Here is an 18,253-nt window from a genome sequence, read left to right on the forward strand (position 1 = left end):
GCGCAAGGGACGACAAAAAGATACTCCGTTCGCGTAGCGCAAAGGCGAAGGCCGGGGGTGAGCCAGAGACCGACGACAATTGTGGCACCCTGCCCGCCGTCACGGGGGCACGGCGTCACTGGAAGTCGAAGGCGCTCAGGCCCGTCACCATCTCGTCGAGGCCGAGCGGACGCGTCACTGGCGGCTCGGCGCGCGCCAGACAGCCGGCGCGTTCGCAAAGCCGGCAGGCAGGCCCGACCGGCGTCGCCGTGACGGTGCCGGCCTTCGTGGCGGTTGCCGCGCCCGGAAGGGCCGCGCCATAGACGATGTCGTCGCGAAAGCCGATGTCGCAACCAAGCAGCAGCGCCGTGCGGCGCGGACGCTCCGAGAAGGCGCCTTGCGGTCCTTCCAGCGTGCGGGCGATACACAGGAACTCGGCGCCGTCGGGCATTTCCACCGCTTCGACGAAGATCTGGCCGGGCTGGGAGAAGGCGACATGCACGGGCAGCTTGGGGCAGCCGCCGCCAAAGCGGCTTTGCGGAAAGCCCTGGCTGCCGGCCTTGCGGAAGCGGTTGCCGGCATTGTCGACCTCCAGCATGAAAAACGGCACGCCGAGTGCGCCCTGCCGCTGCAGCATGGTCAGCCGGTTCGCCGCCTGTTCGAAAGAGACGCCGAAGCGCGAACGCAGAACGTCGATATCATAGCGTGCGCGCACGGCGGCCGCATGAAAGGCCTGGTAGGGCATCATCAGCGCATGCGCGGCATAGCGGCCGAGTTCGAAACGGGCGAGACGGCGGGCCTCGTCCGTGGTCAATTTGAGCGCCTGGATCTCGCCAGCGACCGCGACTGTCATGCGGATCAGGCAAGCCTCCATCGCCACTTCGCGCAACTGGTCGAACGGCGACAGCCGTTCCGACAGGAACAGGCGCTGCGAGTGGCGATCATAACGGCGGCGCCAGTTCGGCATGGTGGCGACCGGCAGCACCTTGACCACAATGCCGTATTCGCGCTTCAGCCAGGCCTTCAACGCGCCGAACAGATCGTCGCCGGGATCGAGCACAGAGGTGAACGCCGCGGCCTCGTCCTCGAGCGCAGCGAAATGGTTCGGCCTGCGCTCGAATATCTCATGCACCTCGTCGATCGGCAGGCGGGCGCCGGAAAGCGCGGTCGCCCGACCTTCGCGCGCCAGGAGCTCGTTGAGGTCGGAAAGGCGCTCGGCCTGCTCGCGATAGGCGCGGAACAGTTTTATCACCGCCGCGGACGCGTTGGGCGCCGCCTCGGCAAGCTCGATCAGTTCCTGATCTCCCGGCAACTCGCCGACCAAGAGAGGATCGGTGAACACTTCCTTCAAGGCAGCGACCGACCCCCTTGCCTCGCCCTGCAATTCGTGCGGATCGACCTTGTAGACGGATGCCAGCTTGAGGATCAGCTGCACCGTCAGCGGCCGCTGGTTGCGCTCGATCAGGTTGAGATAGGACGGCGAGATACCCAGCCCCTCGGCCATCGCCGTCTGGGTCAGGCCCTTGGCGTTGCGGATGCGGCGGATGCGCGGCCCGGCAAAAATCTTCTGGTCAGCCATCGACTATCCTTGACAAGAATTTACATAATTTTCTCGGCAATCGCTCCGAACCATTTTTTTACAATCGTGACAAATTTACAATGACTCCCTGTCAAACGCAACACAGGTTTTCCCTTATATTCGGCCAATAACCTGGATTCTTCTGGCTCATTTCGCACCGCAATGTAAATTCAGTCATATTCCGGCGTGCAGATGATTGGCACCGGGCACAGTTCAGCAATCCCTTCGGAGTGACCAATGACTGATTTTTACAACATCGTCCCATCGGCGCCGGAAGGCCGCTTCGACGGCATCGACCGGCCCTACTCTCCGGAGGATGTGAAGCGGCTGCGCGGTTCGGTGCAGATCCGCCAGAGCCTCGCCGAAATGGGCGCCAACCGGTTGTGGAAGCTCATCCATGAGGAGGACTTCGTCAACGCGCTCGGCGCCATGTCCGGCAACCAGGCGATGCAGCAAGTGCGCGCCGGGCTGAAGGCGATCTACCTGTCGGGCTGGCAGGTTGCCGCCGACGCCAACACCGCTGGCGCGATGTATCCGGACCAGTCGCTTTATCCGGCCAATGCGGCGCCCGAACTGGTCAAGCGCATCAACCGCACGCTGCAGCGTGCCGACCAGATCGAGACATCCGAAGGCAACGGGCTTTCGGTCGAGACCTGGTTCGCGCCGATCGTCGCCGATGCGGAAGCCGGCTTCGGCGGCCCGCTCAACGCCTTCGAGATCATGAAGGCCTTCATCGAAGCGGGGGCCGCCGGCGTCCACTACGAGGATCAGCTGGCGTCGGAAAAGAAGTGCGGCCATCTCGGCGGCAAGGTGCTGATCCCGACCGCGGCGCACATCCGCAACCTCAACGCCGCGCGCCTGGCGGCGGACGTGATGGGCACGTCGACCCTGGTCGTCGCACGCACCGATGCGGAAGCGGCAAAGCTGCTGACCTCCGATATCGACGAACGCGACCAGCCTTTCGTCGACTACGGCGCCGGGCGCACCGTGGAGGGCTTCTATCACGTCAGGAACGGCATCGAGCCCTGCATCGCCCGCGCCATCGCCTATGCGCCTTACGCGGATCTGATCTGGTGCGAGACCTCGAAGCCGGATCTGGCGCAGGCCAAGAAATTCGCCGAGGGCGTGCGCAAGCATCACCCCGGCAAGCTGCTCGCCTACAATTGTTCGCCATCGTTCAACTGGAGGAAGAACCTCGACGACGCAACGATCGCGAGGTTCCAGAAGGAACTCGGTGCCATGGGCTACAAGTTCCAGTTCATCACGCTCGCCGGCTTCCACCAGCTCAACTATGGCATGTTCGAACTGGCTCGCGGCTACAAGGCACGGCAGATGGCGGCCTATTCCGAGTTGCAGGAGGCGGAGTTCGCAGCCGAGGCCAATGGCTACACCGCGACCAAGCACCAGCGTGAGGTCGGCACCGGCTATTTCGATGCCGTGTCAATGGCGATCACCGGCGGCAAGTCGTCGACCACCGCCATGCATGAATCGACCGAGCATGCGCAATTCAAGCCGGCCGCCGAATAGCAAACCGAAGAATACAGAGGAAACGCCCAACCGGGCTTGAGACACAAGGAGAAGACCAATGGCATCGATAAGCCGTGTCAAGGAACGCGCCGAAGAACAGTCCACGACGATGACCGTCGACCAGCAAGCGACGATCCGCATGCTGGCCAACGATCTGCACCGCCTCAACCAGTCGGTGATGAAGGCGGTCGAGGCCGGTGTCTCGGTGGAACTCGTGCGCTCGGCACGACATCACGGCGGCGACGGCAACTGGGGCGATCTGCTGATCCCGGTGATCGTCACGCAGCAGAGCCACGGCTGATCGAAATCCGCTCAACCGACCCTTCACCTGCGCAGTCTCTGCGCAGGTGAATTTTCTTTTTATGAAATGTGCCCATGGACAGCTCAGTACAGTAGCGTTGCTTGAAATTCACTGCTCCCGGGGATGATTTCGGGGCGTTTTATTTCAACTTGACATGGGCGACGATCTCACGCCAATTGCCCCCGAGATTCAACTCTGCATTGAAATAGGGGCGAGCTTCTTGGCCGACTTGTGTGCCCAGTGAACCGTGAAGGCGCGACTCCAAGACATCTGAATATGGTGACCCGCGAATCGCGCGCCGAGACGATCCGTGATCCGTCGCAAGTGCTTGTCGTCGGGAGATCGCCAATCAATCGCGTGGTGATTTCGAAGATCGTCGAGCGGTCCGGGCTCAAGCCAATCTCGGAAACTCCCGATACGGCGGCAAAGATCTTGCGGTCCCTCATTCCCGGTGCCGTTGTCCTTGATGGTGGCGCCGATAACAAGGACTGCGACAATCTGATGTCCAGCATCGACGCGTTGCGGCGGGCCTCGGGCAAATCGCTGCCGCCGGTGATCCTGCTTTCAACCAAGAATGGCACGCGGGAAAGCCTGGGCCTGTCGAGCATCATCGACGTGGTGGTCGCCAAGCCGATCACACCCGAACGGCTGCAGCCGGTGATCGATCGCCTGATCAACCGCTGAGCCCGCGATATCAACCGCTGAGCCTGCGGTCAGGCTGGGTTGGTGATGCTTTCGATTAGTTCGGGCAGCTGTCCGAGATCGGATATCTGGCGGAACCGCGACTCTGCTACCGGAGCCTCGACATGCTCCAGCACCCAGGTCAGTTCATGCGGCACATGGACACCCCAACCGCCAGCCTCGATGGCCGGCACCACGTCCGACTTCAGCGAATTGCCGACCATCATGCTTTTCGCCGGACCGTCGCCGTGGCGGCTGAACAGGCGGGCATAGGTGGCGGCATTCTTGTCGCTGACGATCTCGACCGCGTCGAACAGATCCCCGAGGCCTGACTCTGCCAGTTTGCGCTCCTGGTCGAAGAGATCGCCCTTGGTGATCAGCACAAGGCGGAATGCGCCGGCAAGCTTCTCGACAGTCTCGCGCGCATGCGGCAGGGTCTCGATCGGATGGCTCAGCATCTCGCGGCCGGCATCGAGAATCTCTGATATGACCGAGGCCGGCACGCGGCCTTGCGTGACCTCGATCGCCGTTTCGATCATCGACAACGTAAATCCCTTGATGCCGAAGCCATAGACGGCAAGGTTGCGTCTTTCGGCCTCCAGCAATCGTGCCGAGATGTGCTCGGCTTGGCCATGATCGGCAAGCATGGCGGCAAAGCGCTTCTCCGTCAGGCGGAAGAACTGCTCGTTCTGCCAAAGCGTGTCGTCGGCATCGAAGCCGATCGTCGTCAGTTTGCTATCGTGCCGCATTCAATGTCTCGACTATGGTTGGGTCTCGATTGGGATTGGAGTCTCGATTGGGATTGGGGCCGCCGAAACTAAGCCGATTGGCCTGATTTTCAACTGTGTCGGCCAATGCCCGATGTGGCTCCCCTTCCCTTCCACAGTGGGGCACGGCTATACTCCACAATCCGTAACCCAATCTGGTGATTGATGCCGCCTGCAAAAAAGGAAGTCCGTCCGTCGAGCCGCGGAGGACGGGCGCGCACGCCTGCCTTCGTGAAAAACCAACGTGGCGTCAAGAACTGGAAAGAAGTCAGCGCCTGGCTGGAATGGCGCGGCATCGAGGACATCGAGTGCATCACGCCCGATCAGGCCGGTGTCGCGCGCGGCAAGATGATGCCGTCGAAGAAATTCACCTCCAATACCTCTCTGGCGCTGCCGTCGGCTGTCTTCATGACGACGATTTCCGGCGGCTATCCCGAGGATGGCAACGGCTTCCACTATCCCGAAGACGACGGCGACCTCAAACTGATGCCGGATTTGTCGACGCTGACGGTGGTGCCGTGGGAAGAAGACCCGACGGCCGCGGTCATCTGCGACCTCGTCCACCAGGACGGACGTTCGGTTGAGTTCACGCCGCGCAATGTGTTGAAGCGCGTCGTGGCCGCCTATGACAAGCTCGGCCTGAAGCCGGTGGTGGCGCCCGAGATCGAATTCTATCTGGTGCGCAAGAATCCCGATCCGGACTATCCGCTGACGCCGCCCGTCGGCCGTTCGGGACGCGCGATCGGCGGCGGCGCCGGCTATTCGATCGCCGGCGTCAACGAATTCGACGAACTGATCGACGACATCTACCATTTCTCCGAGAGCCAGGGGCTGGAGATCGATACGCTGATCCACGAGGAAGGCGCTGGCCAGCTCGAAATCAATCTGCGCCACGGCGACCCGATCGAACTGGCCGACCAAGTGTTCATGTTCAAACGTACCATTCGCGAGGCGGCGTTGAAGCATGAGATCTACGCCACCTTCATGGCCAAGCCCATCCAGGGGCAGCCGGGCTCGGCCATGCATATCCATCAATCGATCATCGACAAGAAGACCGGACAGAACATCTTTTCGGCTGCTGACGGCTCGGAAACCGAAGCCTTCTTCCATTTCATCGGCGGCATGCAGAAGCATGTGCCGAATGCGCTGGTGATGTTCGCGCCCTATGTCAATTCCTACCGCCGGCTGACACAAGCGGCGTCGGCTCCGGTCAACAACAAATGGGGCTACGACAACCGCACCACGGCGTTCCGCGTGCCACGCTCGGATCCGGCGGCACGGCGCGTCGAAAACCGCATCCCGTCCTCGGACGCCAACCCTTATCTGGCGCTGGCGGCATCGCTTGCGTGCGGGCTGATCGGCATCACCAACAAGGTCAAGGCCGAGCCGCCGGTCCTGACCACAGCCAACGCCGACGAGATCGACCTGCCGCGCGGCCTGCTCGAAGCCGTCGACCTGTTCGAGGGCGATGAAGAACTCTGCGCGCATCTGGGCAAGTCCTTCGCCGCCACCTATGCGGCGATCAAGCGAGCGGAATTCGAGACGTTCATGGAAGTGATCAGTCCTTGGGAGCGGGAATATCTGCTGCTGAATGTGTGACGTCAGGAGCGAATAGCGAGCAATATCGGCCGCCTCCCGATTCCCTACTACTCCCTACTCGCTATTCGCTTTCTCCTTCCAAATCCCCGAGTCTTTTGCTCCACCATGCCCTACCAATCCCCAATCTCTCCCGGCCGTTCCTGGTATGAGGACACTGCCGGCCCACGGCCGGAATACCCGGCACTGGACGGTGACCGGACATGCGATGTCGTTATCATCGGCGGCGGTTTCACCGGCCTGTCGGCCGCTGCTCACCTTGCCAAGGCAGGGACCAATGTCGTGCTGATCGAGGCGCATCGCTTCGGTGATGGCGCCTCTGGGCGCAATGGCGGCCAGCTCGGCACCGGCCAACGCGCCTGGGTCGAGGACCTCGAAGCGGAGTATGGCTTCTCACGCGCCAAGGCGCTGTTCGACCTTGCCGAAGAGGCAAAGGCGCATCTCCTTGAATTCGCCGCCGCCCACCGGATCGATATCGATTACATGCCGGGCCAGCTCTCGGTGGCGCACAAGCCGCGCTATGTCGACGACTACAAGGCCCATGTCGAGATCATGGCGAGCCGTTTTTCCTATCCGCATATTTCCTTCATGGATGCCAAGGAGACGGCGGAGCGGCTGGGCTCGACCGCCTATTTCGGCGGCACCCGCGACACCGGCACCGGCCACATCCACCCGATGAAGCTGGTGATCGGCACGGCGCGGGTGGCGGCACAGGCGGGCGCGCTACTGTTCGAAGAGACGCCATCGACCGGCATCATTTCCAGTGGCGGCAAGGTCAAGGTTTCGACACCGAGAGGCACGGTGACAGCGCAGAAATGCCTGATCGCGGTAAACGCCTATGGCGGCACGCTCGAGCCGGTGAGTGCCGCGCACATCATGCCGATCGGTTCGTTCATCGGCGCAACGGTGCCGCTGGGCGCGGACTCAACCGTGCTGCCGGGAGGTGAAGCGGTCGACGATTCCCGCTTCGTCGTGCGCTATTTCCGCAGATCGAAGGACGGGCGACTGCTGTTCGGCGGACGCGAAGTCTATGGCGTCAACGATCCAAAGGACATCCACATCCACATCCGCCGGCAGATCGCAGAACTCTATCCGGCACTCAGGGATGTCGAGATCACGCATGGCTGGGGCGGCTATGTCGGCATCACCGTCCCGAGAAAGCCGTTCGTACGCGAAGTGATGCCCAATGTGATCTCAGCCGGCGGTTATTCCGGCCACGGCGTCATGCTGTCGAACTTCTTTGGTAAGCTCTATGCCGAAACCGTCGCCGGCAACCGCGACCGGCTGAAGCTGATCGAGGACCTGAAAATCCCGGCGTTCCCCGGCGGCCGGCGCTTTCGCGCGCCGCTGCTGTTCCTGGCGCTCAACTGGTTTGCGCTGCGGGACAGGATCTAGTCTAGAAACTGCTTCGTCGCGATGGAATCGGGACGGGCTCGATCTGTTTTTTAGAGCATGATCTCCAGCGAAAACCGGCCGCCACTTTCGGGATCGTGCTCCAGACGGACAGGATCGCTCTCATCTATGTAATATTGTTGTAATATTTGTTGCCGTCACGGCACATTGCAGAATCCCCCGCAAAGGAGCAGAATCCCTCGCAAGGGCGTAGTGATGCCACAATTACCGATATAAAGATGCCGGTTGTGGGTGACTGACGGGGAATTCTGCGGGCTTGCCCGCTTTGGTTTCTTGGGACCGATGCAGATCTGGGGCCAGGTTTCTTGGCATTCGATCGAAAGAACATCGGCCCGCTTATGGAGGTGGCAAGAGTGAGAGAGCCCTTCAGTTTCGGTACACCGGAACGTCGGCGCTTTGCCATGCAGTTCGGATATGACATGCGGCCGTCCTTCTGGCAGGAAGTCCGCTCGAATTCGCATCTGGTGATCGCCGCGATCGGCACCGCCGCACTGCTTGGTGTCGCCGCGGTGGCGCTGTGGCTGGCATTGCCGGCCAATGACAGGCAAGTGGCAGCGAGCCCCGAGCAGACCATTCCAACCATTCCGGTGAAGACGACCAAAATCGCCCCGGTGGGAGCGGTTGTGGCTGCAGCAGCAGTGCCGCAGGCGGCGCGCAAATCGGACAAGATTTCACCGACCGTGGCGGCCGCGGAAGCCACCATACCGGCACTGCCAGCCAATGATCCCCGCTGGACCAGTTCGCAGACGAAAGCCGCATCCGCTGCCGGCACGCCTGCTCCCAGCCAGGGGACGAACCAGGTTGGACAAGCGCCGGACAAAGCCGCGGTGGCATTCGCGCAGCCGGCAGCCGATACCGATGCCGCCACCGAACTTGCCAAGGTTGCCGCACCCACTCCGCCGGCGGGCGACCATCCCGATGGCGCGAAAACCGCCGCCATCCCGGCGGGGCAGCCGCAAGTGTCATCAGAGCAGCCCGAAGCGGCGGAAGGCGACGGCAGCCAGGCCAAGGCGAAACCAGGCAAAGTCGCGGCCGCCGGAACCGGACGGATCCTGCGGGCCGTGACCATGCGCAGCGGCCCCAAGAAAAATGCGGCCGCCATCGCCACGGTGCCAGCCAAAACCTCGGTGCAGGTGATGAGCTGCAAGAAGTGGTGCCAGATCACCTACAACGGCAAGACCGGCTGGATCTACAAGACCTACATCAAGACCGGCGCCTGACGCCAGTCACGACCCGCCGCCGAAATGCCGCCGCCTTCGGGCACTTGTTTTGCGCATGATCCTTTCCGAAAATCGGTACCGATTTTCGCGGTCATGCGTTGACGCTTTCAGATGCAGCGTCCGCCGTCCACTTCCAGTGCCACACCGGTGATGAAGGCGGCTTCGTCCGATGCCAGCCAGAGTGCGGCGTTGGCGATATCGAGTGGTGTCGAAAGCCGGCCAAGCGGGATCGAAGCGCGGAACTTCTCGCGGATTTCGGGCGTGTCGGCTCCCATGAACTTCTCCAGCATGCCGGTCTCGCCGGCGACCGGGCAGAGGCAGTTGACGCGGATGTTCTTCGGCGCCAGTTCGACCGCCATCGATTTGGTGGCGGTGATCGCCCAGCCCTTCGACGCATTGTACCAGGTGAGGCCGGGCCGTGGCCGCAGACCCGCGGTGGAGGCGGTGGTCAGGATGACGCCGCCGCCCTGCCGATCCATGATCGGCACCACGGCGCGTGCGGCGTGATAGATCGCCTTCATGTTGACGGCGGTTATCAGGTCGAACGTTTCCTCGTCGACGTTGAGCATGTCGCCGTTGCGATGTGTGTAACCGGCATTGTTGACCATGATGTCGATGCGGCCGAAGGCGCTCTTCGCGGCGTAGACCATCTCGTCGAATTCGGAGCGCAGTGAAACATCGGTCTGGGTCCAGATCGCCGCCTTGCCGATTTCGCCGGCGACACGCTCGGCGCCCTTGGCGTTGAGGTCGGCGACGACGACCCTGGCGCCTTCCTGCGCAAAGCGCCTGGCGATGCCCTCGCCAAAGCCCGCCGCCGCACCAGTGATGACGGCAACCTTGTTTTCCAGACGCATGCTTTTCCCGCTCATGATTGGTGACGATCTACCGGTGTGCCTGCGGCACGACTTCTAACCGGGTTGGTCGAAAGATGTGCGGTCATCGCCGATTTCTCCTTTGGCTTTCGCTTCGATCCCGCACTATGCTGCAACTGCGAAGGCTTCCGGAGCCGCGCCTGTCGACAAGCCTCCGAGGTATCGGGCTGTCAAGAGGCAGGCGCAACACTCAGATGTGACACCATGGCACTGGAAAATTTAAATCGATTAGATTATATCAGCCGCGTCACAGCGACCGGCGTCAGAGCGGACAGACCATGACCAGCCAGATCATCCCCGTCGATCCTTTCGACTTCATCATTTTCGGCGGCACCGGCGATCTGTCGGAACGCAAGCTTCTGCCGTCGCTCTACTATCGCCAGCGCGACCATCAATTCTCCGAGCCGACGCGCATCATCGGCACGTCGCGCTCGAAGATGACCGACGAGGAATTCCAGGCCTTCGCCAAACAGGCGATCTCCGACCACGTCAAGGCTGCGGATATCGACGCCAAGGAACTGAAGACCTTCCTTGCCCGCCTTTCGTATGTCTCGGCCGATGCCACGACCGGCGCCGGCTTCGACAAGCTGAAAAAGGCGATCGGCGACAGCGACCGCATCCGCGCTTTCTACCTGGCAGTAGCGCCGGCGCTGTTCGGCGATATCTCGCACAAGCTGAAAGAGCACAAGCTGATCACGCCGAACTCGCGCATCGTGCTGGAGAAGCCGATCGGCCGCGACCTTGCCTCGGCGCGAGCACTCAACGACCTGGTCGGCGACGATTTCCACGAAAGCCAGATCTTCCGCATCGACCACTATCTCGGCAAGGAGACGGTGCAGAACCTGATGGCGCTGCGCTTCGCCAACGCGCTCTACGAGCCGCTGTGGAACTCCGCCCATATCGACCATGTGCAGATCACCGTGGCCGAGACCGTGGGACTGGAGGACCGCGTCACCTATTACGACAAGGCCGGTGCGCTGCGCGACATGGTGCAGAACCATATGCTGCAGCTGTTGTGCCTCGTCGCCATGGAAGCCCCGTCGTCGATGGACGCCGACGCCGTGCGCGACGAGAAGCTGAAGGTGCTGCGAGCACTGAAGCGCATCAACGGCAACGAAGCACCGAAACATACGGTGCGCGGACAATACCGTGCCGGCGCCTCGGCCAGCGGAGCTGTAAAGGGGTATGTCGAGGAGCTTGCCCACGACAGCAACACCGAGACCTTCGTCGCCATCAAGGCCGAGATCGGCACCTGGCGCTGGGCAGGCGTTCCGTTCTACCTCAGAACCGGCAAGCGGCTGGCAACGCGGGTTTCGGAAATCGTCATCGAATTCAAGCCGATCCCGCATTCGATCTTCGGCGACAGCGCCGGACCGATCTTCGCCAACCAGCTGGTCATCCGGCTGCAGCCGGACGAAGGCGTCAAGCAATACATCATGATCAAGGATCCGGGTCCGGGCGGCATGCGGCTGCGCCAGATCTCGCTCGACATGAGCTTCGCGCAATCCTTCGACGGCCGAGCGCCGGACGCCTACGAACGACTGATCATGGATGTCATCCGTGGCAACCAGACCCTGTTCATGCGCCGCGACGAAGTCGAGGCGGCGTGGAAATGGATCGACCCGATCCAGAACGCCTGGGAGAGCGCCAGGCAGGAAGCGCAGGGCTACACTGCGGGCACCTGGGGACCTTCGGCCTCCATTGCATTGATCGAACGTGACGGGCGGACATGGCACGAGAGCAACTGAACAGCGCCGCCTACAGCTGGAATAGCTTCGCCGGTCGCCAGGAATTGGCGGCCGCCCTTGCCGGTCATGTCGCCGACCGCCTGACAAAGGCTATCGCCGAGCGCGGCATAGGGCTTCTCGCCGTCTCCGGTGGAACCACCCCGGCAAAATTCTTCGCCGCCCTTTCGGCGTTACCCATCGCCTGGGACAAGGTGATTGTGACGCTGGTCGACGAGCGTTTCGTGCCGGCCTCCTCGCCGCGTTCCAACGCCGGGCTGGTGGCCGCCAATCTCTTGCAGAACGCAGCCAGCGCGGCACGCTTCGTGCCGCTCTATCACGAAGCCGTCGACATCCAGGATGCCGCGGCGTCCGACAACGCGGCGCTCCAGTCATTGCCCTGGCCGCTTGATGTCGTCGTGCTCGGCATGGGGCCGGACGGCCACACCGCCTCGTTCTTTCCCGATGCCGACGACCTGGCAAAGCTGCTCGACCCGTCCTCCGACAGGATCGTGCTGCCGGTGCACGCGGTCAGTGCCGGCGAGCCTCGGCTGACCCTGTCGCTGGCGCGCATCGTCGATGCCGGTTTCATCGCGCTGCACATCGAAGGCGAAGACAAGCGCACCGCCTTCGACAGCGCGGTTGCACCTGGACCGAGAAAGCCAATCCGCGCCGTGCTCGACGCCGCACCGAAGCCCGTAAAGGTTTTCTGGGCGCCCTGATCTGTGAACGTGCCGAGGGTCCCGGCAGACAGCCGGAGGGTGTTCCGGGACCTCGCCTGAAAGGACCGACACCATGACCGCCAGACGCGATATCGAAGCCATCACCGAACGCATCCGCCAGCGTTCCAGACCGGGCCGCGAGCGCTATCTCGGCCGTATCGCCGAGGCGTCGAACCGTACCGCCAACCGGGCCGTGCTGTCGTGCGGCAACCTCGCGCACGGCTTTGCGGTGTGCAGCCCCTGGGAAAAGCTGGCGCTGGGTGCAGACAAGGTGCCGAACCTCGGCATCATCACCTCCTACAACGACATGCTGTCGGCGCATCAGCCGTTCGAGACCTTTCCGGCGCTGATCAAGGACGCGGCGCACGAGGCTGGCGGCATCGCCCAGGTGGCCGGTGGGGTACCGGCAATGTGCGATGGCGTCACGCAAGGCCAGCCCGGCATGGAGCTGTCGCTGTTTTCACGCGATGTGATCGCCATGGCCGCCGCGATCGGCCTGTCGCACAACATGTTCGACGCCGCCGTCTATCTCGGCGTCTGCGACAAGATCGTGCCGGGACTGGTGATCGCCGCACTGACCTTCGGCCATCTGCCGGCGGTGTTCATTCCGGCCGGGCCGATGACCACCGGCCTGCCCAACGACGAAAAGGCCAAGGTCCGCCAGCTTTATGCCGAGGGCAAGGCCGGGCGCGCCGAACTGCTCGAGGCCGAGTCCAAATCCTATCACGGGCCAGGAACCTGCACCTTCTACGGCACGGCGAACTCCAACCAGATGCTGATGGAGATCATGGGCCTGCACACGCCTGGCGCTTCCTTCGTCAATCCGGGCACGCCGCTGCGCGAGGCCTTGACCCGCGAGGCGACGAAACGGGCGCTGGCGATCACCGCGCTCGGCAATGCCTATACGCCGGTCGGCCGGATGATCGACGAGCGGTCGATCGTCAACGGTGTCGTCGGCCTGCACGCCACCGGCGGCTCGACCAATCACACCATCCACCTGATCGCCATGGCGGCGGCGGCCGGCATCGCCATCACCTGGCAGGACATTTCCGACCTTTCGGAAGCGGTGCCGCTGCTGGCGCGGGTCTATCCGAACGGCCTCGCCGACGTGAACCACTTCCACGCGGCTGGCGGGCTCGGCTTCCTGATCCGCGAGTTGCTCGACGAAGGCATCCTGCACGAGGATGTGCAGACGGTGTGGGGCGAAGGATTGCGCCCTTACGCGGTCGAGGCAAAGCTTGGCGCCGATGGCGGCGTGGTGCGCGAGGCCTCGCCGCGCGAAAGCGGCGACGAGAAGGTGCTGGCACCGTTCAACAAGGCGTTCCAGGCAACCGGCGGTCTGAAAGTGCTCTCGGGCAATCTCGGCCATGCTGTCATCAAGACCTCGGCGGTGAAGCCGGAGCGGCGCCTCATCGAGGCGCCGGCCAAGGTCTTCGACAGCCAGCAAGGATTGAACGAGGCGTTCAAGGCAGGCACGCTGACCGGTGATTTCATCGCCGTCATCCGCTTCCAGGGACCGAAGGCCAACGGCATGCCGGAACTGCACAAGCTGACCACCGTGCTCGGCATCCTGCAGGACCGTGGCCAGCGCGTTGCGCTGGTCACCGATGGCCGCATGTCGGGTGCCTCCGGCAAGGTGCCGGCGGCAATCCATGTCACGCCGGAAGCAGTCGAGGACGGACCGATCGCCAGGATCCATGATGGCGACATCATCCGGCTCGACGCCGAAGCCGGAACGCTGGAAGTGCTGGTGCCGGCCGGAGACTTCGCACTGCGCCGGACGGCCGACGCCGACCTCATCGGCAACGAGTTCGGTTTCGGCCGCGAGCTTTTTGCTGGCTTCCGGCAACTGGTCGGCCGTGCCGACCATGGCGCCAGCGCGTTTGGAACGGCGTGACGGCAGTTCTGCGACGTTCGAGAGAAAGGGTGGTCCATGGCCCACCCTTCCGCGGTCGTACATACGATCCTATTGCACAGTCAGCTCAGCTCGCTCGCCGGCCTTGACCGTCACGGAGCCTTCCTTCGAGCTGTTGTCCGATTTCTCAGAGACGACGGCGTAGTCGCCTGCCGGGATCGCCGCCTGATACTTCTGGTCGAATGCATAGCCAAGCGACTTGCGGTTGCCGTTGATGTCCTTTTTGGTCTCGAAAATCTCGATCTTCGAGGCTCCGGGCGCGGTGATCGCCAGCACGCCGGCATTCATTGCGATCTTCAGATCCTGAAATTCGCCGGCCTTGACGGTGAACGGCTGCTCTACGACGGCAAGATCAACCGTTGCAATCAACACATAGTCATCGGGCGGCAGATCGAACTTGCTGTCGGGTCCGTAGGCATAGGTCACCTCGTCCCTTGTTCCGTCGATCTTCTTTTTCGCCTTGAGCACCTTGAAGCCGATGCCTGAACCGTCCGCCTTGTCGCCGCCCGCAGCATAATAGGCATTGGCAACGACATGGCCCACGCCGGCAATCATGTCCTTTTCCACGGTCTTGCCGGCAGCCAGCGGAATCGTCTCGGCAACCACGCCCTGCCCGATCGTGACAGTCACTTTCTCGTCGCCGGCCGGCAACACGGCTTTCGTGGTCCCATAAAAGGTGGCGGGCATGTCAGCACCGGGATAGTCGATGACGACAGCCGCGCCATCGACGACATCTGCCCCCTCGCTCGGTCGCGGATGGATGATGAGCGTGCCGGCATTCAAGTTGAAGAGAGGCTTGTAGACCTGGCCTGCCTCAATCTTGATCTTCTGCTCAGTCTTGGCCTGGCCGTCACTTGCCACGACGATATAATCGCCCGGTTCCAGATTGCCCTTGTAGGCGCCGTATTCGGTGCTGATGTAGTCACCGCGCGTACCGTCGGATTTCGCCTTGTAAATTTCCCAGGCGTTGCCGTCGGTGACGGGGTCGCCGCCTTCGGCAAGCACCGCTGTCGGCAGCAAATTGAATTCCGGTTTCGCGGGTTCGGGCGCAGGCGTCGGGGCGGGAGCGGGTTCCGGAGCCGGCGCTGGCGCCGCCACGGTCTCGACAAGCGCCTCCTGCAACGCCTTCTCGTCGGAAGCCTGGATGTATTTGCCGCCGGTGTTGTCGGCAAGGCAGGCGATCTGCCTGCCCTCGTCGGCGGTCAGGCCGAAGCCGACGACGTCGGCGGTGAAATCGACGCCGGACGCTTCGAGCTCCTTACCTAGCGCGCAAGGATCGCCGCTGCAGGTTTCGAGCCCGTCGGTGATGAGGACGACGGTCGCCTTGTCCTCGGTGTATTTCAACGCCTCGGCCGCCTGCTTGACGGCGGCGGTCAGCGGCGTCTTGCCGAGGAATTTCAGGCTGTCGGCGGCGGCCGAGATGGCGCTTGCCGAGCCTGCCTGTGGCGGCACGATCAACTGGATGTCGTCGCAGCTGCCTTTTTCGCGATGGCCATATGCCATGAAGCCGATTTCCTCATCGGCGGGGACCGATTGAAGCACGGTTCTCAGCGATTCCCGGGCGATTTCGAGCTTGGGCTTGCCGTCGATCTGCGCCCACATCGAGCCGGAGGCATCGAGAATGATGATGACCTTGTTTGCGGCAAAGCCGAATGTGGTCATCGACAAAAGGAGGATCGCCGCAGCGACGCTCCGTGCTAGTCCCGCCATCGAAATCTCCTCAAGTCCGCCCCGGTCCGGGCGGGAAAGCTATTTGACGCGACGCCACGACACAAGTCCGGGTGCGGGTGTGGGGCGGCGGAATGTCAAACTTCTGAGCGGAAGCGAAAATCCGCTCAGTAGGTCGTGCGCCGCTCTTCAGAAGGCGGCCGGCCGAACTGCAGCCGGTAGCTCTGGGCAAAATAGGAATGCGAGGTGAAGCCCGTGGCGATCGCAACATCGAGGATCGGCATGTTGGTCTGGCGCAGCAATTCGCGCGCCCGCTCCAGCCGCAGCCGCATGTAATAGCGGCCAGGCGTGACGCTGAGATGGCGCAGGAACAGGCGCTCGACCTGACGCACCGACAGGCCGGCGGATTTGGCCAACTGCACCGCCGACAGCGGCTCATCGAGGTGGTCGGCCATCAGCTCGACGATGCGCCGGAGCTTCTCCGACTTGCCGGTGAGGTCGCGTTCAGGTCCGACACGCTGGCGGTCGCCGGCCGAGCGGATGCGTTCGTGCTGGAACTGGTTGGCGACGCCATTGGCGAGGTTGGAGCCGAAATCGCCACGCACGATCTCCAGCATCAGGTCGATAGAGGTGGTGCCACCGGCGCATGTGTAGCGCTTGCGATCTATCTCGAAGACGTTGCCGGTGCAGTTGATGTCGGGGAACCGCTCGACGAAGCCGGCGCGGTTTTCCCAATGGATGGTGCAGCGATAGCCTTCGAGCTGGCCGGCCTCGGCAAGCAGGTAGGACCCGACCGATAGCGCGCCGAGCGCGTTGCCGCGCCGGCCCCAGCTGCGCAGCGCCGCCAGCACCTTGCTCTTGCCGGGAAATTCCGTCGTCAATCCGACCGAGACGAAGAGGATGTCGACCGGCGGCAGGTCGGCAACGGCATAGTCGATCTTGAGCGGCAGGCCATTGGAGGCCATCACCGGATCGCCATCGGCCGACACCGTGGTCCAGCCGTAGAAGTCGCGGCCAAGCAACCGGTTCGCCGACCGGAACGTATCGATCGCCGCGGCCAGCGAGAACATGGAGAACTTGTCGACCAGCAGGAAAGCGAACTGCCGGCCACCTTGAACGGGGTCAGTCATGACCGGCCGTTCTACAGGAACAGTTGGGTTCGGCAAAGCTGCGGCTTTCTGGTGGGTCAGAAGGACGGCCGTTTCAATCCGGCCGCAAGGTAGGCTGAGGCTAACGTATTGGCCATCAACATGGCAATGGTCATCGGGCCGACACCCCCGGGAACCGGCGTTATGGCGCCAGCGGCCTTGGCCGCTTCGGCATAGGCGACATCGCCGACGAGGCGCGACTTGCCTTCGCCCTTTTCCGGCGCCGGGATGCGGTTGATCCCGACATCAATGACGGTGGCGCCGGGCTTCACCCAATCACCCCTGATCATCTCCGGCCGGCCGACGGCCGCGACAAGAATATCGGCGGTGCGGGCGAGCGCCGGCAGGTCCCTGGTGCGGCTGTGGGCGATGGTGACGGTGCAGTTGGCGGCAAGCAGGAGGTTGGCCATCGGCTTGCCGACGATGTTGGAGCGGCCGACGACGACCGCGTTGAGACCGGACAGGTCCTTGCCGCGCACGCGTTCAATCAGAAGCATCGAGCCCGCCGGCGTGCAAGGCACGAAGGCGGTCTCGAGTTCGCCGGTGCCGAGCTTGCCGACATTGATGAAATGAAAGCCGTCGACATCCTTTTCCGGCGCGATGGTCTGGATGATCTTGCCGGCATCGATATGGGCAGGCAGCGGAAGCTGCACCAGGATGCCGTTGATGGCCGGATCGGCGTTGAGGTCGCCGATGATCTTCAGCAATGCCGGTTCGGAAGTTTCAGCCGGCAGCGTGTGCTGGACGGAATGAAAGCCACATTCCTTGGCGGTGCGAGACTTGGAAGCGACATAGACCTGGCTGGCCGGATCCTCGCCGACGATGACCACTGCAAGACCGGGCTTGGCGTTGCCTTTCGCAACCAGTTCGGCCGTCAGGGTCTTGACCGTCCGCACCACGTCTTCGGCGACGCTCTTACCATCAATCACTTCGGCCATGGACCACCCTTCAACACCGTTCCGCCCAAGGCGGCCGCATCCGAAAACATGAATGCGTCGCCTTGAATCCTTGTCTGACACCTGCCGCGAAATCCGCGCACCCGGATCAAGCCCGAGAGCGTGCATTCGACAACATGCAACGCGGCATTTTCACGAAAATTCCAACACGCAATCCCGCCAAAGCGCCGTCCCATGCCGTTTAC

Annotated in this window: 15 protein-coding genes; 9 read left to right on the forward strand and 6 right to left on the reverse strand. The window is 62.8% G+C overall.

Features of this window, described 5'->3' with window-relative positions; all coding sequences use genetic code 11:
* Positions 1-115 precede the first annotated feature (115 nt).
* The gene (locus AC1RZR_RS32265) at positions 116-1,558 is read right to left on the reverse strand and encodes a helix-turn-helix domain-containing protein (protein WP_481827150.1); all 1,443 of its coding nucleotides are present in this window, start codon (positions 1,556-1,558) and stop codon (positions 116-118) included.
* A 237-nt stretch (positions 1,559-1,795) separates the two neighbouring features.
* Between AC1RZR_RS32265 and aceA the strand changes: the two genes are divergently transcribed.
* From aceA to AC1RZR_RS32280, 3 genes are all read left to right on the forward strand, one after another.
* Positions 1,796-3,085: an isocitrate lyase gene (aceA, locus tag AC1RZR_RS32270; protein ID WP_481827151.1), complete on the forward strand. Its 1,290-nt coding sequence runs from the start codon at positions 1,796-1,798 to the stop codon at positions 3,083-3,085.
* Positions 3,086-3,143: 58 nt separating this feature from the next.
* The gene (locus AC1RZR_RS32275) at positions 3,144-3,386 is read left to right on the forward strand and encodes an SMc00767 family acetate metabolism repressor (protein WP_111546723.1); all 243 of its coding nucleotides are present in this window, start codon (positions 3,144-3,146) and stop codon (positions 3,384-3,386) included.
* Positions 3,387-3,662: 276 nt separating this feature from the next.
* The gene (locus tag AC1RZR_RS32280) at positions 3,663-4,070 is read left to right on the forward strand and encodes a response regulator (protein WP_481827152.1); all 408 of its coding nucleotides are present in this window, start codon (positions 3,663-3,665) and stop codon (positions 4,068-4,070) included.
* 29 nt (positions 4,071-4,099) lie between these two features.
* Here the strand turns inward: AC1RZR_RS32280 and AC1RZR_RS32285 are convergent, their stop codons facing one another.
* On the reverse strand, positions 4,100-4,816 hold the full coding sequence (locus AC1RZR_RS32285) for an HAD family hydrolase (RefSeq protein WP_481827153.1): 717 nt from the start codon (positions 4,814-4,816) through the stop codon (positions 4,100-4,102).
* A gap of 183 nt (positions 4,817-4,999) precedes the next feature.
* Between AC1RZR_RS32285 and AC1RZR_RS32290 the strand changes: the two genes are divergently transcribed.
* From AC1RZR_RS32290 to AC1RZR_RS32300, 3 genes are all read left to right on the forward strand, one after another.
* The gene (locus AC1RZR_RS32290; RefSeq protein ID WP_481827154.1) at positions 5,000-6,433 is read left to right on the forward strand and encodes a glutamine synthetase family protein; all 1,434 of its coding nucleotides are present in this window, start codon (positions 5,000-5,002) and stop codon (positions 6,431-6,433) included.
* Between the two features lie 105 nt (positions 6,434-6,538).
* A complete protein-coding gene (locus AC1RZR_RS32295; protein ID WP_481827155.1) occupies positions 6,539-7,825 on the forward strand; it encodes an NAD(P)/FAD-dependent oxidoreductase in 1,287 nt (428 codons plus the stop codon).
* Between the two features lie 371 nt (positions 7,826-8,196).
* Positions 8,197-9,063, forward strand: coding sequence for an SH3 domain-containing protein (locus AC1RZR_RS32300; protein WP_481827156.1), 867 nt, complete (start codon positions 8,197-8,199; stop codon positions 9,061-9,063).
* Positions 9,064-9,170: 107 nt separating this feature from the next.
* On the opposite strand, the gene AC1RZR_RS32305 is transcribed toward AC1RZR_RS32300, so the two are convergent.
* Positions 9,171-9,917 carry an SDR family oxidoreductase gene (locus AC1RZR_RS32305; RefSeq protein WP_477271418.1) on the reverse strand — a complete coding sequence of 249 codons (747 nt, stop codon included), beginning with the start codon at positions 9,915-9,917 and terminating at the stop codon, positions 9,171-9,173.
* A gap of 296 nt (positions 9,918-10,213) precedes the next feature.
* On the opposite strand from AC1RZR_RS32305, the gene zwf reads away from it, so the two are divergent.
* The 3 genes from zwf to edd all read left to right on the forward strand — a co-directional run bounded on the left by zwf (position 10,214) and on the right by edd (position 14,278).
* Complete coding sequence (zwf, locus tag AC1RZR_RS32310) at positions 10,214-11,683, forward strand: glucose-6-phosphate dehydrogenase (protein ID WP_477271420.1); 1,470 nt, start codon at positions 10,214-10,216, stop codon at positions 11,681-11,683.
* On the forward strand, positions 11,665-12,381 hold the full coding sequence (pgl, locus tag AC1RZR_RS32315; RefSeq protein WP_481827157.1) for a 6-phosphogluconolactonase: 717 nt from the start codon (positions 11,665-11,667) through the stop codon (positions 12,379-12,381). Before zwf ends, pgl begins: the two co-directional genes overlap by 19 nt.
* Before the next feature lie 73 nt (positions 12,382-12,454).
* Positions 12,455-14,278 (forward strand): phosphogluconate dehydratase, encoded by a 1,824-nt coding sequence (gene edd / locus AC1RZR_RS32320; RefSeq protein ID WP_481827158.1) that lies wholly within the window; start codon positions 12,455-12,457, stop codon positions 14,276-14,278.
* Positions 14,279-14,347: 69 nt separating this feature from the next.
* Here edd and AC1RZR_RS32325 read toward each other — a convergent pair whose 3' ends face one another.
* From AC1RZR_RS32325 to folD, 3 genes are all read right to left on the reverse strand, one after another.
* Positions 14,348-16,006 (reverse strand): vWA domain-containing protein, encoded by a 1,659-nt coding sequence (locus AC1RZR_RS32325; protein WP_481827159.1) that lies wholly within the window; start codon positions 16,004-16,006, stop codon positions 14,348-14,350.
* 125 nt (positions 16,007-16,131) lie between these two features.
* On the reverse strand, positions 16,132-17,094 hold the full coding sequence (locus tag AC1RZR_RS32330) for a GlxA family transcriptional regulator (protein ID WP_013530232.1): 963 nt from the start codon (positions 17,092-17,094) through the stop codon (positions 16,132-16,134).
* A gap of 56 nt (positions 17,095-17,150) precedes the next feature.
* Positions 17,151-18,050, reverse strand: a complete 900-nt coding sequence (gene folD / locus AC1RZR_RS32335; RefSeq protein WP_481827160.1) for a bifunctional methylenetetrahydrofolate dehydrogenase/methenyltetrahydrofolate cyclohydrolase FolD — start codon at positions 18,048-18,050, stop codon at positions 17,151-17,153.
* Between the last annotated feature and the right edge of the window lie 203 nt (positions 18,051-18,253).

This window comes from Mesorhizobium bavaricum (assembly GCF_056781655.1).